The sequence below is a fragment of the Actinopolymorpha alba DSM 45243 genome, from assembly GCF_000373925.1.
Taxonomy (GTDB): domain Bacteria; phylum Actinomycetota; class Actinomycetes; order Propionibacteriales; family Actinopolymorphaceae; genus Actinopolymorpha; species Actinopolymorpha alba.
The window spans coordinates 53,265-67,887 of the sequence record NZ_KB892762.1 but is presented as its reverse complement, the minus strand read 5'-3'; the positions used below and the strand labels follow the sequence as shown (position 1 = coordinate 67,887).

Below are 14,623 nucleotides of genomic sequence, written 5' to 3'. Positions count from 1 at the left end.
TGTGCTCTGGCTACCGCGGCCTACTCTGCCGGCGGTGGCTGGCCCAGCAGTCCGGGCTCTCCTACGCCGGGAATGCGCGGACCATCAGGCCCACCAGGACCACCAGGACCACCAGGTGGCCACGGCGGCTTCGGTGGGAGCGGCCCGCCTGTGGAGGTGGGGAACGGCTTGGGCCTTGGCTGCGGCGGCGCGGGCGGTGTGCCGTCAGACAGGTAGACCGTCACCGTCGAGCCCGAGCCGTACATCGAGTTGGGTCCGGGGCTCTGCCGGGCGATCGTGCCCCGCTGGGCACCCGAGTCGACCCAGCCGCCGATCACCATGCCGAAGCCGGCCTCGCTGAGGGTCTGCTTCGCGCGGTTCTGGCCCATCCCGATGACGGAGGGAACCTCGGTCGGGACGCCCTGAATGATGTCGCGGTTGGGTTCGACGAAGTTCGCGCTCTGGCGTCCCACGAGGGCGCCGTTCATCGCGTCGAGCCACATCGGGCCGGCGAGCTTGCCACCCCAGACCTCGGAGCCGCCAACGACGCGGCCACCGATGTTCATCCCGATGAGGGAGCGGAGCGGCGGGTCGGCGTCGACGATGACCGCGGCGGTCGCGAGGTTGGTCGTGTAGCCCATGAACCACACGGCCTTACGTTCCTCGTTGGTACCCGTCTTGCCGGCGGCCTGGCGGCCGTCCATGTGCATGTCCTTACCGGTGCGGCCCGGGACCGGACCGTCGACGACCTGGCGCAGGACGTAGTTGACGGCGTCGGCGACGTCCTTGGGCAGGACCTGCTTGCAGCTGGGCCCTTCGATCTTGAGCTGGTCGCCGTTGCGGTCGACCACCTGCGTGACCGGGGTGGCCTTGCAGTGCAGGCCGCGGGCGGCGAAGGTGGCGTACGCCTCGGCCATCGACAGCGGGGCGATCTCGTTGACGCCGAGCACGAACGGTTTGAACTGCTGGAGCGGCCTGCCGTCGGCGCGGGTCGCGCCGAGCTTCGTCGCGATGTTGGCCGGCTCACAGATACCGGTCGCCGCCTCGAGATTGGCGTAGAACGTGTTGACCGAGAGGGCCGTGCCGGTGAGCATCGTGCTGGTCGCCCCGGCGCTGGTGGAGTTGCCGACCTTCCAGGCCGTCCGGGCGAACCCCCGCTTGCCGTCCGTGCAGGTCTTGACCGGCTGGGTGATCACCGTACGTCCCGGTGAGGGGAAGCTCTGCGTCAGCGGGATGCCCTGCCGGATCGCCGCCGCCATCACGAACGGCTTGAACGTCGACCCCGGCTGGTAGCCCCAGGTGCCGTTGTACTTCACCGGCACGTTGAGGTTCATGAACGTCTTGCCCTTGCCCTTGCCATACCCCCGGGACTGCGCCAGCGCCTTGACGTAACCCGTGCCCGGCTCGACCAGCGACAGCGCGCCGATCGCCTCGTCGGTCGGCTTGACGTGCTTGGAGACCGACTCCTGCGCGGCGACCTGGGACTGCGGATCGAGCGTCGTCTTGATCGTGAGCCCACCCCGGGAGAGGAGGCGTTGGCGTTCTTCCTTGGTCTTGCCGAAGTGGGGGTCGTTGAGCAGGACCTCGCGGGCGTAGTCGCAGAAGAAGGGGTACTTCGCGTAGTAACAGCCCTGCCGCGACTGGGTCATCTTCAGACCGAGGCCCTGCTTCCTGGCCTCCGTGCCCATCTCGGGCGAGATCATGGCGGTGTCGACCATCCGCGACAACACCAGGTTGCGGCGGCCGAGCACGTCTTTGGCGTTCTTCTGCGGGTCGAGACCGTTGGGGTTACGGACCAGCCCGGCCAGCATCGCCGCCTGCGTCAGGGTGAGCTTGCTCGCCGTGGTGTTGAAGAAGTGCTTCGCGGCGGACTCGATGCCGTAGGCGCCGTCACCGAAGTAGACGATGTTGAGGTACTTCTCGAGGATCTGGTTCTTGGCCAGCGTCTTTTCGAGCTCGACGGCGTACCTCAACTCCTGGAGCTTGCGGCCGTAGGAGTCCTCGATGACCTTCTTCTGCTCGTCCTTCGTCTCGGCGGACTCGAACAGCACGAGCTTGACGTACTGCTGGGTGATGGTCGAACCACCCTGGGAGACCCCGCCGGCCTGCTGGTTTCGGAGGAACGCACGGAGCGTGCCCTGGGCGTCGAGGGGTCCGTGCTGGTAGAACCGCGCGTCCTCGATCGCGAGGATCGCCCGCTGCATGACCGGGGCGACCTCCTTGAGCGAAACCTCGACGCGGTTCTGGTCGTAGAAGGTCGCGATCACCGAACCGTCGGCGGCCAGCATCCGGCTGCGCTCCGGAAGGGGCGGATCCTGCAGGTTGCCGTCCATCTCTTGGAAACCATCGGTCACCGTCGAGGTGGACGCTCCGAGCAGCCCGGCGAACGGGATGAGTAGCCCGGCGGCAAGGGCGCCGATCAGCGCGCTGACGACGACGAACATGAGGACGTGAGTCACAAAGCCGTGCTCTCGTCGCGTCCGGGACATGGGGCTCATAGCCGAAGAGCCTACGCGGTCGGCCACGCTGATCGTTTCCTTAAGGCAGACGACCTTCCCGACCGCTTTTTCCCCCTGGGAGTGACGACACAATCACAAATCTGGCCATTGGGGACTGTCGCTCTGGGCCCCTCTGGCTTTACCGTTCTGCCAGGACGTTGGGGGAACGTCCGCGCGTCGGTCACCTTGCGTGGCCGAAGTCAGGGGAGGGACTACAGAATGACATGGAATGGCGACTGGGTTCGGCTGGCCGCGTGCCGCGGCGCAGACGAGCCCGACAAGCTGTTCGTCCAAGGGGCTGCCCAACACGATGTGAAGACGGTTTGCATGGGCTGCCCGGTCCGCACCGAATGCCTCGCCGAGGCGCTCGACGGGCGGATCGAGTGGGGGGTCTGGGGAGGAATGACCGAACGCGAACGCCGCGCTGTGCTGCGTCGCCGCCCCACTGTCACATCGTGGCGTCAGCTACTCGAAACCGCCCGGACCGAGTACGAACGGGCCTACCACCGGCACAGTCCTGAGAGGGTGCGTGCCGTCGGATAGCCCGAACAACTGACCGGGCGACCGCCAGGTCATGTCGTACGACCTGAGAAACCTGACCCGGGTCCTGGTGTGATGCCAGGACGGTCAGCCGCGTAGCAAAGGCGCCGGGTCCAGGGACGGTAGTTCGACCGTGAGCGACGTCGAGGAGGGGAGTCGCTCCAGCCGGACACCGGCCCTGGGCCCGGCGCCTGCGTGTCGCCTGGTGGCTACTCACCACCGAGCCGCGTGCCGATCTGGCGAAGGCCCGGCAGGTCGTGGACGTCGGACGAGAGCGCCGGCACGGTGGCGATCGACACCCCGGGGTGTGCTGAGGCGAAGCGTTCGGCGAGCCGGCGTTCGCGCGCGGCCCGGGTCATGCGCTCGCCGTGGAGGCGGAGCACCGCCGCCGCCACCGGATGCTGGCCCGACTCCGCGAGTGCTTCGGCGGCGGAGAGGCTGCGTTCGGGTGACACGTGCACCGCTGCCGGCGCCTCCATGCGGTTGAGGACCAGGCCGGCGAGGGGCATCCGGTCATCGCGTAGTCGTTCGACGAAGTACGACGCCTCGCGGAGCGCGTCGGGTTCGGGGGCGGCCACCACGAGGAACGCCGTCCGGCGCTCCTGGAGCAGCCGGTAGGTGTCCTCGGCCCGCTGCCGGAAGCCCCCGAACGTCGTGTCGAGGGCGGCGACGAAGGTCTGGACGTCGGTCAGGACCTGCGCGCCGAGCAGCTTGGTGAGGGCTCCGGTGACGACGCCCATCCCGGCTGAGAACAGCCGGATCGGTCCGCGGGCTGGTGTACTCAGCAGGCGGAGGAGCCGGCTGTCGAGGAACGACGACAGCCGCTTCGGTGCGTCAAGGAAGTCCAGTGCCGACCGGGACGGCGGTGTGTCGACGATGATCAGGTCGTAGTCGCCGTTGCTGGACGCGTCGGCGTGCAGCTGGCCGAGGCGTTCCATCGCCATGTACTCCTGCGTCCCCGCGAACGACGACGACAGCGCGATGTAGAACGGGTTCTCCAGGATCTCCCTGGCCTTGTCCGGCGAGGTGTGGGCGAGCACGACGTCGTCGAAGGTCCGTTTCATGTCGAGCATCATCGCGTCGAGCCGGCCGCCCTTGGTGGTGTCGATGTCCTCGACCTGGCGCGGGGTGTTGTCGAGTTCGGCGAGGCCCATCGCCTGTGCGAGCCGGCGGGCCGGGTCGATGGTGAGAACGACGACCCGGCGGCCACGCTCGGCGGCCCGAAGCCCGATGGCGGCGGCCGTCGTGGTCTTGCCGACCCCACCCGACCCGCAGCAGACGATGATCTCCACCGACGAGTCGTCCAGGAGAGCGTCGACGGCCAGCGGATGGGCTCCCGGTATCGGTGCGACAGACGGAGCGGTCACGCCATCCCCTGCTTGGTGAGTTCGCCGGCGAGGTCGAACAACGCGCCGAGGTCCGCCCCGTCAGCGAGGCGCGGCAGCTCGTAGATCGGGCGCCCAAGGTCGTCGAGGCGCGTCCGGAGCTCGTCCTCCATGGCGACCCGGATCGCGTGCTCGCGCGCGTCGGTGAGGAGTCCCTCGACGGTCGCGTCGTCGGCGGGGAGGCCGGTCTCGTGTAGTGCCGCCACGAAGTCGGCGCGCGGCAGCTGGTCGGCCGACGCCGCCTCGATCGTCGGCCGGTCGAGCGGACCACGCCGGGCGAGGTTGACGATGACGGAGCCGACCGGGATGCGGGCGGCCCGCAGCTCGGCGATGCCGTCGGAGGTCTCCTGCACGGGCATCTCCTCGAGCAACGTCACGATGTGGACGGCGGTCTGCGGTGACCGCATCAATGCCATGATGCTGTCCGCCTGGCGGCGGATCGGACCCACCCGGGCGATGTCGGCGACACCGGCGTTCACTCCCAGGAAGCGCGCGATCCGCCCGGTCGGCGGTGCGTCCAAGACAACCGTGTCGTACGTCGGGCGATCGTGGACCCGTTTCTTCTCTTTGCGGCGTACGGCCTCGTAGACCTTCCCGGTGAGCAGGACATCCCGGACCCCGGGGGCGATCGTGGTCGCGAAGTCGACGGCACCCACCTTGTCGAGGGCGCGGGCCGCCCGGCCCAGGTGGTAGTACATCTCGAGGTACTCGGTCAGGGCCGCCTCCGGGTCGATCGCCAGGCCGTAGACCTCGCCGGCGGTCGCGCCGTTGCGGGGTACGACCGCGATCCGGCGTTCGTCGTACGGCAGGGACGGAGCGTCGAAGAGGCGGGAAATGCCCTGCCGGCCCTCGACCTCGCAGAGCAGCACGGTCTGACCGTCGGCGGCAAGGGCGAGCGCGAGGGCCCCGGCCACCGTCGTCTTGCCCGTGCCACCCTTGCCCGTTACTACGTGGAGGCGGACGCCCTCCCAGTCGCTTTCGCGGCGCGTCACGCTCGCTGAGCGTAGCCGTTCGACGTTGACCTTCGGCACGGGACCGCCAGACCCGCGGGTTTCGCTGCCTGCGCCGCTGCGATCCGTGATCGGCTGAGCCGGGAGCGTCGCATGCTCTGCCCGATCGTTTGCCGCTGTAGAACGCATTGTTCTACGGTGGGCCTCATGGAACAGATCCCGGTCCGTGAGCTCAACCAGCACACCAGTGCCGTGCTCAGGAGGGTTGCCCAGGGCGAGATCCTCGAGGTGACTGTCAACGGTAAGCCGGTGGTTCGACTCGTCCCGGTCGGTGACCAGCCGGCACTGCTGGATCGTCTGATCGCTGAGGGACGCGCGACTCCCGCCACCCTCAGACGGCCCTTCCCCAAGCCAAAGGTGTACGGCGATCCTGGCATCAACGTCGCCGAGGAACTGGCCGCGATGCGGGAGGACGAGCGCTGGTGATCTACCTCGACTCCGCCGCCGTGGTGAAGCTGGTCCGGATGGAAGCGGAAAGCAATGCCCTCCATACGTGGCTTCAGGAGCGGCCACACGCCCGGGTCGTCGCGTCAGCTCTCGTGGAGGTGGAGGTTCCGCGCGCGCTGTATCGAGCCGATCCGCTGGCGCTTGCCGGCGTCAACGCGGTGATCGCCCGGCTCGACCGGGTGGAGATCGACCTGGCGGTCCGCGCGACCGCGGCGGCCTACCAGGACCCCGGCTTGCGGAGTCTGGACGCGATCCAGCTGGCGACCGCGGAGCTGCTTGCCGGTGATCCCGACGTGGACGAACTGGAGGCGTTCGTCACCTATGACAAGCGGCTGCTCGCCTCGGCGGCGGCGGTCGGATTACCCGCGCTGAGCCCGGGCATGGAGGAGGTCGGCCCGGCGGAGGAGTGAGGTCATAGGCTCGCGCTCATGACGAAATGGGAGTACGCCACCGTGCCACTGCTGGTCCACGCGACGAAGCAGATCCTCGACAACTGGGGCGAGGACGGCTGGGAGCTGGTCCAGGTCGTGCCCGGACCCAACCCCGAGAACCTGGTCGCCTACCTCAAGCGGGAGAAGGCGTGACCAACCCCGAGGCGAAGCTCGCCGAACTCGGACTCACCCTGCCGCCGGTCGCCGCACCGGTCGCGGCCTACGTTCCCGCCGTACGCACCGGCCGGCACGTCTACACCTCGGGCCAGCTGCCGTTCGCCGACGGGAAGCTGCTCGCCACCGGCACGGTCGGTGCTGAGGTGGGTCCTGACGAGGCGGCGGCCTGTGCCCGCCAGTGCGCACTGAACGCTCTCGCCGCCGTGAAGGCAGAGGTCGGTGATCTGTCGGCGGTGACCAGGGTGGTCAAGGTCGTGGTGTTCGTCGCGAGCGCGCCCGGCTTCACCGGCCAGCCGGCGGTCGCCAACGGCGCGTCCGAGCTGCTGGGCGCGGTCTTCGGCGCCGCCGGCCAGCACGCGCGCAGCGCGGTCGGCGTGGCTGCCCTGCCGCTCGGCGCTCCGGTCGAGGTCGAGCTCATCGTCGAGACGAGCTGAGCCCGGCATGGATTCCCCGGCGTACGACGCGACGATCCGCGCGGTGCCGCCGGCGCTGGCCGAACGCGCCCGCCGGCTCGCCGCTGGAGAGATCGTGCCGCCGGCACCGCGGCACGCCTCGACCGTCGTCCTCCTGCGCGACGGCGTGCAAGGGCTGGAGGTGTACGTCCTGCGCCGGCGTACGACGATGGCGTTCGCGGCCGGGATGTACGCCTTCCCAGGTGGGGCGGTCGACGCGCGGGACGTGGAGGACGGCGCGGCGGAAGGGGCCGGCTCGGCCGCCTGGGCCGGTCCGTCGCCGGCCGAGTGGGCGGACCGGTTGGGGTTCGCGGACGCGGGGATCGCCCGGGCGTCGGTCTGCGCGGCGGTGCGGGAGACGTTCGAGGAGTCCGGTGTCCTGCTCGCCGGTCCGTCGCCTGACAGCGTGGTCGCCGACACCACCGGAGACGACTGGGAACGCGACCGGATGGCGTTGCTCGGCCGGGTCGTGTCGTTCGGGGAGGTGCTGGCGCGCCGGGGCCTGGTCCTTCGGTCCGATTTGGTCGCGCCGTGGGACCACTGGGTGACGCCGCGGGTGGAGGAACGCAGGTTCGACACCAGGTTCTTCCTCGCGGCCCTGCCGGCCGGCCAGCACACCCGCGACGTCGCCGGAGAGGCTGACCGGGTGGCCTGGATGCGCCCCTCGGAGGCTCTGGCCTCGGTCGAACGCGGGGAGATGCGGATGCTGCCCCCGACCTACCTCACGCTGGCGTCGCTCGCGGACTTCCCCGACGTCAAGACCGCATTGACGGCGGCGGCTGGGCGGTCGATCAGCCCGATCATGCCGACCGTCACCTTCGACGGTGAGCAGGCGCGATGGGCGCTGCCTGGGGACGCGGGCGGCGAGGACGCGTACGACGAGGGGATCGTGCGGTGAACCCTCGGCCCTCCAAGTGGGCTGGTGGCCCGGCGGGGGACCGGGCGGTCTGTGTGCTGGCGCCCAACCCCGGACCGATGACGCTGGACGGGACCAACACCTGGGTGCTGGGTGACCCGGGCGCCGCGCAGGCCGTCGTGGTCGATCCGGGCCCCGATGATGAGGACCACCTCCGGCGGGTCCTGGATGTCGTACGTTCGCGCGGCGCCGAGGTGGCGGTCGCGTTGCTCACGCACGGGCACGCCGACCACGCCGGCGGGGCGCGGCGGTTCGCCGAACTCGCGGGCTGCCCGGTCCGGGCGTTCGACCCGGCGTACCAACTCGGGGACGAGGGCCTCCGCGACGGGGATGTGGTCGCGGCCGGGGGTCTGGAGATTCGCGTGCTCGCGACGCCCGGACACACGGCGGACTCGCTGTGCTTCCTCATCCCGGAGGAGGGTGCCGTCCTGACGGGCGACACCGTGCTCGGACGGGGTACGACGGTGGTCGCCTATCCAGACGGCGCACTCGGCCCCTATCTCGGCTCCCTGCGCCGGCTGCGTTCACTCGCCGGGCAGGTCCCTGTCCGCCGGCTCCTCCCCGGGCACGGGCCCGTCCTCGACCACCCGCTGGCCGTGCTCGACTACTACCTCGCGCACCGGGCCGAACGCCTGGAACAGGTGCGGACCGCCGTCGCCGCAGGCGCCCGGACGCCGCGGGAGGTGGTGGAGCGGGTCTACGCGGACGTTGACGAGGTGCTCTGGCCGGCGGCCGAACTCAGCGTCCGCGCCCAACTCGACTACCTCGCCGACGAGGACTGACCGGTCGTGGTTTAGGGCCCTTGCGCGGCAGCGCGGCAGCGCGGCAGCGCGGTGGCTGGCGGGGATCGGCGCGGGACACGTCCGCTTGAGCTCACGCCTGGTCGATGATCACCTGGATCCCGTCGAGTAGCCGCTGGAATCCGAACTCGTGGCCGGCCGCCGTCGCGTCGGAGGTCCCCTTGTCGAAGCCGCCGCTGGTCCAGATGTGGGTCATCGTCGGATAGCGCTCGACGTCGAAGTACTCCTCCCACAACGCCTCGCGCTCCTGCCACCACGCGTCGTGCGACTGCCCGGTCGCGCGTTCGATCTGGGCGCTCTCAACTTCCAGGCTCGCTGTCGCGTTGACGAACGTCGCGACTGCCATCGCGGCGGCGTCCTGCTGGGCGAAGGTGAGGCCGGTGCCGGCGAGGGTGGACAGGAGGTACTCGCGTTCGGCCAGCATCCCGGGCCCGATCGGCGGTCTGACGGTGGAGACGTGGCGGAGCCACGGGTGGCGGTCGTACATCGCCCGGGTCCGCTCCGCGTAGAGCTCGACCTGGGCGCGCCAGCCGTCGGGTCGGGGTTCGCCCGGGGCGGGGAGAGTGCGCTCGCCGAGGACCTCGTCGACCATCAGGTCGAGGAGTTCGGCCTTGGAAGGGACGTACGAATAGAGCGTCATCGTGCCTACACCGAGGGATCCGGCGACCCGGCCCATCGACATGGCCGGCAGCCCTTCCGCGTCAGCCAGGGCGATCGCGGCCGCGACGACGGAGTCGAGGGTGAGCCGAGGTTTGCGACCGCGCGGGGTCTTGGCCTCCGGGTCCGCGGGTCTGGTACGCCGCCAGAGCATGGCGAGGATCCGGTCGGGGTCTCCGCCGCCGCTGTACTCGATCGTCATCCAGATCTCCGCATCCAGATCTCCGCCGCCTCTGCATCATCCGGCCCTACGCGGCCCGATCCTACATTTCCGTATGGGTTACGCTCTTTCTTTGTCGTATCACGTACGGAAAAACTCGGAGGGGTGGGCGAGACTGGTGAAGATCCTGGTGACCGGAGCGACCGGGAGCGTGGGCCGGCTCGTGGTCGACGCACTGCTGGCCGCGGGCGCGACCGACGTACGCGCCCTGACGAACAACCCCGCGAAGGCGGCGCTCCCGGACGGCGTCGAGGTCGTGACCGGCTACCTCGGGAGGCCCGAGACCCTGCCGGCGGCGCTGGCGGGAGTGGACCGGATGTACCTCGCGCCCCTGGTCCAGACGGTGAACGAGGTGGTGACCCTCGCCAAGGACGCGGGCGTCGGCCGGATCGTCGACCTGGCCGGACCGGAGGGCGGATTCTGGCGCGCCATCGAGGAGGCGGTCGAGGGATCCGGCATCTCGTGGACCCACCTCGAGGCCGGGGAGTTCATGGCGAACACCCTGATGTGGGCCGATCAGATCCGCACCACGGGTATGGTCCGGGACGCCTATCCCGAGGCGGCGAACGCCCCGATCGCGATGGAGGACATCGCCGCCGTGGCCGCCACAGTCCTGCTCGAGGACGGGCACGACGGTCGGGCGTACGAACTCACCGGCCCGCAGACGCTCACGTGCGCCGAGATGGTGCGGCTCATCGGCGTCGCGCTCGGTCGGGAGATCCAGTTCGTCGAGGAGACCCGCGAGCAGGCGATCGCCCGGCTGGCGCCGGGGATGGGGGAGTTCGCCGGGTGGTACGTCGACGGGAAGGCCGCGCTGGTGGAGCATCCGCAGCGCGCGGTGCCGACCGTCGAGACGATCACGGGACGACCCGGCATGACCTTCGCGGAATGGGCGGAGAGGTACGCCGGTGAGTTCCGCTGAGCCAAACCGGGGTGTTGTCTTCAGCGGGCGCGGTTGGCGAGCCGGTCGACGTCCAGGATGACGACCGCCCGCTGCTCCAGCCGGATCCACCCGCGGTGGGCGAAGTCCGCCAACGCCTTGTTGACGGTCTCCCGGGACGCCCCGACGAGCTGCGCGAGCTCCTCCTGGGTGAGGTCGTGGTGGACGTGAACCCCGGTCTCGGTGGCCTTGCCGAACCTCCGGGCGAGGTCGAGCAGAGCCTTGGCGACGCGGCCGGGTACGTCGGAAAAGACCAGGTCTGCGACGGCTTCGTTGAGGCCGCGCAGCCGGGAGGCCAGCTGCAGCAGCAGTCCCCGCGCCACCTCGGGCCGCCCGGTCAGCCAGGTGGCGAGCTGCTCCTGCCCGAGCGCGAGCAGTGTCGCGTCGGTGACCGCCGTGACGGTGGACGAACGCGGGCCGGGGTCGAAGACCGACAGCTCGCCGAACATCTGGCCAGGACCCAGCACCGAGAGGAGGTTCTCCCGGCCATCGGATGACGTCCTGCCCATCTTGACCTTGCCGTCAATGACGACGTACAGCTCCTCGCCGGCGTCCCCCTCGTGAAACAGCACCTCGCCGCGACGAAGCCGCACCTCGTGCATGGCGGCGCGAAGCGCGGACGCCGCGCTTTCGTCGAGCCCCGCGAACATCGGTGCCTGCCGCAGCACGTCGCTCACTCCGTGATCCTCCTCCGAGGCGCCGGCACCGTGCCGGTCGCCGTCTTAGTGTGCCGCGCCGCCCTGCGAACGTGGTAGCGAGGCCACGTAGGCTGACCGCGTGACTCCCCCCACCGCGGCAACGACCGGATCCTCTACCCCGTTCTCGACCAAAGCCGCACCGGGTCGGACACGCGCCGGCGGCGGGCCGGAGAGCCGGCTCGCGTTGGTACGCAGGGCGCGCCGGATCAACCGGATCCTCGCCGAGACCTACCCCCAGGCGCACTGCGAGCTGGACTTCGACAACCCCTACCAGCTGCTGGTCGCCACCATCCTGTCCGCGCAGACGACGGACAAGCGGGTCAACCTGGTGACCCCAGCGCTCTTCGCGAAGTACCCCACACCGGCCGATCTCGCCGCCGCCAACCCGGCGGACGTCGAGACGATCATCCAGTCGACGGGGTTCTTCCGGGCGAAGTCGAAGTCGATCATGGGCATGGCCGCCGCGTTGTGCGAGCGGTACGACGGTGAGGTGCCGGGCAAGCTCAAGGATCTCGTCACCCTGCCCGGCGTCGGGCGCAAGACCGCGAACGTCGTCCTCGGCAACGCCTTCGGCGTACCCGGCATCACGGTGGACACCCACTTCGGGCGGCTGGCGCGGCGGTTCGGTTGGACCACGCAGACCGACCCAGACAAGGTCGAGGCCGAGGTGGGTTCGCTGATCCCCAAGAGCGAATGGACCATGCTGTCGCACCGGCTGATCTGGCACGGCCGCCGACGCTGCCACTCGCGGCGTCCCGCCTGCGGTGCCTGCCCGGTGGCGCCGTTGTGTCCGTCGTACGGCGAAGGGCCTACCGACCCGGCAGTGGCGGGGAAGCTCGTACGCAGTGACGCGGAGGCCCTGGACGAGAAATGACGCGTCAGGGCCGGGGCACGCGGGTGGCGGTGGCCGTCGCTGGGTCAGCGGCGGCCCTGCTGATGCTGGTGGGCTGTACACGACCGGAGGTTGGCGGGGTCGGTCCGCGGGTCGCGCCGACCCAGGAGGCTGACCGGGGTACGCATGGGGCGGGCGGGTCGACGCTGGACTCCCCGGAGTTGGCGAGCCTGCGAGCCCAGGCGCGGGTCGCGCCGTGCCCCGAGCCGTCGCGCTCCGCTGGTGCTTCCGGAACTGCCGCGGATGCCGGCCCCGCCGGCACCCGGCCGCTGCCCGAGGTCACCCTGCCCTGTCTCGGGCAAGGCCCCGACGTCGCGCTGGGCGCTTTGTCCGGCCGCCCGTCTGTCCTGAACGTCTGGGCCCAGTGGTGTCCCCCCTGTCGCAAGGAGGCGCCCCACTTCCAGGCGTTGTACGAACGCGCGGGTGACCGGCTGCTGGTCCTCGGCATCGACTACGACGATCCACGTCCGGAGTTGGCGCTGAAGTTCGCCCACGACCTCGGACTGAAGTACCCCCAAGTGGCCGATCCCGACAAACGGCTCAGGGCGCCGTTCGGCATCATCGCCCTCCCCGCCACGATCTTCGTCGACGCGCGCGGGCGGGTCGTCCACATCGCCCACCAGGTCTACGAATCCGAGCAGACGCTGCGGCGCGACGTGCGAACCTATCTGGGGGTGGAGCTGTGAGCACGAGTCCGCGGGCCGGCGCCGACGGGCTGCCGCCATGGCTGCGACCGGTGGTCGACCTGGCATTGCGGGCTCAGCCAGCCGACTTCGCCCGCGCCCTCCCACCCGACGGAGGTGGCCGGGCGTCGGCCGTGCTTCTGCTCTTCGGTGACGGCCCGACCGGCCCCGACATCCTCCTCATCGAGCGCGCCCACACGCTGCGTTCCCACGCGGGGCAGCCGGCGTTCCCCGGCGGCGTGGTCGATCCGACGGACACCGGGCCGGTGGCAGCGGCCCTGCGCGAGACCGTCGAGGAGACCGGACTCGATCCCACCGGTGTCGAGGTGTTCGCGACGCTGCCCGACCTCTACCTCCCGCCGTCCGGGTACCTGGTGACCCCCGTGCTCGCCTGGTGGCGTACCCCCTCGCCGGTCGCGGTGGTCGACCCCGCCGAGGTCGCGTCTGTGCATCGGGTCCCCCTCTCGACCCTGGTCGACCCGGCGAACCGGCTCCGCGTCCGACACCCGTCGGGTTTCGTCGGTCCGGCGTTCACTGTTGCGGGGCTCATCGTTTGGGGATTCACCGGCGGGATCCTCGACCGCCTGCTCGCGCTCGCCGGCTGGGAACGCCCATGGGACCGCGACCGGGTGGAGAACCTCCCGGCGCACCTGATCGAGCTCTCCCGGGGACCACAGACGACCCGGGACGCGAACGTACGGGGGCCACAGTGAATCTCTTCGACCTGATCCTGGTATTCCTCGCGATCGGGTACGGCGTGTCGGGATACCGCCAGGGCTTCCTCGTCGGCGCGCTCGGGGTCGCCGGACTCATCGGTGGCGGGCTCGCCGGTGCGTTGCTCGCGCCCGTCATCCTCGACCAGTTCGCGCCGAGCGTCACCGTGTCGCTCATCGCGCTCGCCCTCGTCCTTGGTGGTGCGCTGCTCGGTCAGACCGTGGGCGCGAGCCTCGGGGGTGCGCTGCGCGACCGCGTGACCTGGCGGCCGGCGCACGTCGTCGACGCGGGTGCCGGTGCGGTCCTGAGCGTCGTCGCGATGCTGGTCGTCGCCTGGATCCTTGGTTCCGCCGTGGCGAGCGCGCAGTTCGGTGAGGTGTCGCGGTCGGTCCGGATGTCGCAGGTCCTCGCGACCGTCGACCGGTTCATGCCGCGCGGTGCTGAGCAGGCGCTGCTGGCGTTCAGCAGGGTCGTCGATCCCGGGCTGTTCCCGCGCTACCTCGAACCCTTCGCCTCTGAGCAGATCACGCCGGCCCAGCCCCCGACCGCCGGAGTTCTGAAAGACCCCGACGTCGTACGCGCGGGGAGGAGCGTCGTACGCGTGACCGGTGTGGCGCTGCGCTGCTCGCGGTCGCTGGAAGGTTCGGGGTTCGTCTACGCGCCCGGGCGGGTCATGACAAACGCCCACGTGGTCGCCGGGATCAGCGAGCCGAAGGTCGAGACGCGGTCGGGGCGGAGCTACGACGCGCGGGTGGTTCTGTACGACCCTGACCGTGACGTCGCCGTCCTCGCGGTTCCTGACCTGTCGTTGCCCGCCCTGCCGCTGGACGCGGGTGCGGAGTCCGGTCACCAGGGAGCGGTGCTCGGCTACCCCGGCAACGGGCCGTTCTGGGCGGGACCCGCGCGGGTCCGGGGCGAGCAGCGGCTCCAAGGGCCCGACATCTACGGCGGCCGGATGGTCGTCCGCGACGTCTTCTCGCTGTACGCGCAGGTCCGGCCGGGCAACTCCGGAGGTCCGCTGGTGTCGCCGGAGGGCACCGTCACCGGGCTGGTGTTCGCCGCGTCGGTCGAGGACAACCGGACGGGGTACGCCCTGACCGTCAACGAGATCCTGAACGACGCCCGGGCAGGTGCCAAGGCGACCGCGCCGGTGTCAACGGGGGGTTGCGCCTAGGGCGTGTTTC

Annotated in this window: 17 protein-coding genes; 12 read left to right on the top strand and 5 right to left on the bottom strand. The window is 70.4% G+C overall.

Annotation, left to right across the window (positions count from 1 at the left end):
* Window positions 1-20: 20 nt before the first annotated feature.
* Window positions 21-2,438, bottom strand: coding sequence for a transglycosylase domain-containing protein (locus B141_RS41825; RefSeq protein WP_169512950.1), 2,418 nt, complete (start codon window positions 2,436-2,438; stop codon window positions 21-23).
* A gap of 258 nt (window positions 2,439-2,696) precedes the next feature.
* On the opposite strand from B141_RS41825, the gene B141_RS0120910 reads away from it, so the two are divergent.
* Entirely contained in the window at window positions 2,697-3,020 is a 324-nt protein-coding gene (locus B141_RS0120910; protein WP_020577135.1) for a WhiB family transcriptional regulator, read from the top strand.
* Between the two features lie 206 nt (window positions 3,021-3,226).
* On the opposite strand, the gene bagB is transcribed toward B141_RS0120910, so the two are convergent.
* Both bagB and bagA read right to left on the bottom strand, forming a co-directional pair.
* The gene (bagB, locus tag B141_RS0120905) at window positions 3,227-4,384 is read right to left on the bottom strand and encodes an ArsA family ATPase (RefSeq protein WP_020577134.1); all 1,158 of its coding nucleotides are present in this window, start codon (window positions 4,382-4,384) and stop codon (window positions 3,227-3,229) included.
* Entirely contained in the window at window positions 4,381-5,394 is a 1,014-nt protein-coding gene (bagA, locus tag B141_RS0120900) for an ATPase BagA (RefSeq protein ID WP_026257425.1), read from the bottom strand. The genes bagB and bagA overlap by 4 nt, the downstream gene beginning before the upstream one ends.
* 165 nt (window positions 5,395-5,559) lie before the next feature.
* On the opposite strand from bagA, the gene B141_RS0120895 reads away from it, so the two are divergent.
* The 6 genes from B141_RS0120895 to B141_RS0120870 are packed head-to-tail and all read left to right on the top strand — an operon-like array spanning window position 5,560 to window position 8,617.
* On the top strand, window positions 5,560-5,838 hold the full coding sequence (locus B141_RS0120895; protein WP_020577132.1) for a type II toxin-antitoxin system Phd/YefM family antitoxin: 279 nt from the start codon (window positions 5,560-5,562) through the stop codon (window positions 5,836-5,838).
* Window positions 5,835-6,269 (top strand): type II toxin-antitoxin system VapC family toxin, encoded by a 435-nt coding sequence (locus B141_RS0120890; RefSeq protein ID WP_020577131.1) that lies wholly within the window; start codon window positions 5,835-5,837, stop codon window positions 6,267-6,269. The genes B141_RS0120895 and B141_RS0120890 overlap by 4 nt, the downstream gene beginning before the upstream one ends.
* Window positions 6,270-6,287: 18 nt before the next feature.
* Entirely contained in the window at window positions 6,288-6,443 is a 156-nt protein-coding gene (locus tag B141_RS51555; RefSeq protein WP_020577130.1) for a Sp36 family protein, read from the top strand.
* Complete coding sequence (locus B141_RS0120880; protein WP_020577129.1) at window positions 6,440-6,901, top strand: RidA family protein; 462 nt, start codon at window positions 6,440-6,442, stop codon at window positions 6,899-6,901. The genes B141_RS51555 and B141_RS0120880 overlap by 4 nt, the downstream gene beginning before the upstream one ends.
* A gap of 7 nt (window positions 6,902-6,908) precedes the next feature.
* Window positions 6,909-7,817 carry an NUDIX hydrolase gene (locus B141_RS0120875; RefSeq protein ID WP_020577128.1) on the top strand — a complete coding sequence of 303 codons (909 nt, stop codon included), beginning with the start codon at window positions 6,909-6,911 and terminating at the stop codon, window positions 7,815-7,817.
* Window positions 7,814-8,617 carry an MBL fold metallo-hydrolase gene (locus tag B141_RS0120870; protein ID WP_026257423.1) on the top strand — a complete coding sequence of 268 codons (804 nt, stop codon included), beginning with the start codon at window positions 7,814-7,816 and terminating at the stop codon, window positions 8,615-8,617. Before B141_RS0120875 ends, B141_RS0120870 begins: the two co-directional genes overlap by 4 nt.
* Before the next feature lie 91 nt (window positions 8,618-8,708).
* Here the strand turns inward: B141_RS0120870 and B141_RS0120865 are convergent, their stop codons facing one another.
* Entirely contained in the window at window positions 8,709-9,494 is a 786-nt protein-coding gene (locus B141_RS0120865; protein WP_020577126.1) for a TetR/AcrR family transcriptional regulator C-terminal domain-containing protein, read from the bottom strand.
* Window positions 9,495-9,630: 136 nt separating this feature from the next.
* Between B141_RS0120865 and B141_RS0120860 the strand changes: the two genes are divergently transcribed.
* A complete protein-coding gene (locus tag B141_RS0120860; protein ID WP_020577125.1) occupies window positions 9,631-10,434 on the top strand; it encodes an NAD(P)H-binding protein in 804 nt (267 codons plus the stop codon).
* Between the two features lie 20 nt (window positions 10,435-10,454).
* Here the strand turns inward: B141_RS0120860 and B141_RS0120855 are convergent, their stop codons facing one another.
* Window positions 10,455-11,102: a Crp/Fnr family transcriptional regulator gene (locus B141_RS0120855; protein WP_040421950.1), complete on the bottom strand. Its 648-nt coding sequence runs from the start codon at window positions 11,100-11,102 to the stop codon at window positions 10,455-10,457.
* Between the two features lie 232 nt (window positions 11,103-11,334).
* Between B141_RS0120855 and nth the strand changes: the two genes are divergently transcribed.
* The 4 genes from nth to B141_RS0120835 are packed head-to-tail and all read left to right on the top strand — an operon-like array spanning window position 11,335 to window position 14,613.
* The gene (gene nth / locus B141_RS0120850; protein ID WP_020577123.1) at window positions 11,335-12,024 is read left to right on the top strand and encodes an endonuclease III; all 690 of its coding nucleotides are present in this window, start codon (window positions 11,335-11,337) and stop codon (window positions 12,022-12,024) included.
* A complete protein-coding gene (locus tag B141_RS47640; protein WP_020577122.1) occupies window positions 12,021-12,728 on the top strand; it encodes a TlpA family protein disulfide reductase in 708 nt (235 codons plus the stop codon). Before nth ends, B141_RS47640 begins: the two co-directional genes overlap by 4 nt.
* Window positions 12,725-13,438: an NUDIX hydrolase gene (locus tag B141_RS0120840; RefSeq protein WP_020577121.1), complete on the top strand. Its 714-nt coding sequence runs from the start codon at window positions 12,725-12,727 to the stop codon at window positions 13,436-13,438. The genes B141_RS47640 and B141_RS0120840 overlap by 4 nt, the downstream gene beginning before the upstream one ends.
* Window positions 13,435-14,613 carry a MarP family serine protease gene (locus tag B141_RS0120835; protein WP_020577120.1) on the top strand — a complete coding sequence of 393 codons (1,179 nt, stop codon included), beginning with the start codon at window positions 13,435-13,437 and terminating at the stop codon, window positions 14,611-14,613. The genes B141_RS0120840 and B141_RS0120835 overlap by 4 nt, the downstream gene beginning before the upstream one ends.
* The last annotated feature ends 10 nt before the right edge of the window (window positions 14,614-14,623 follow it).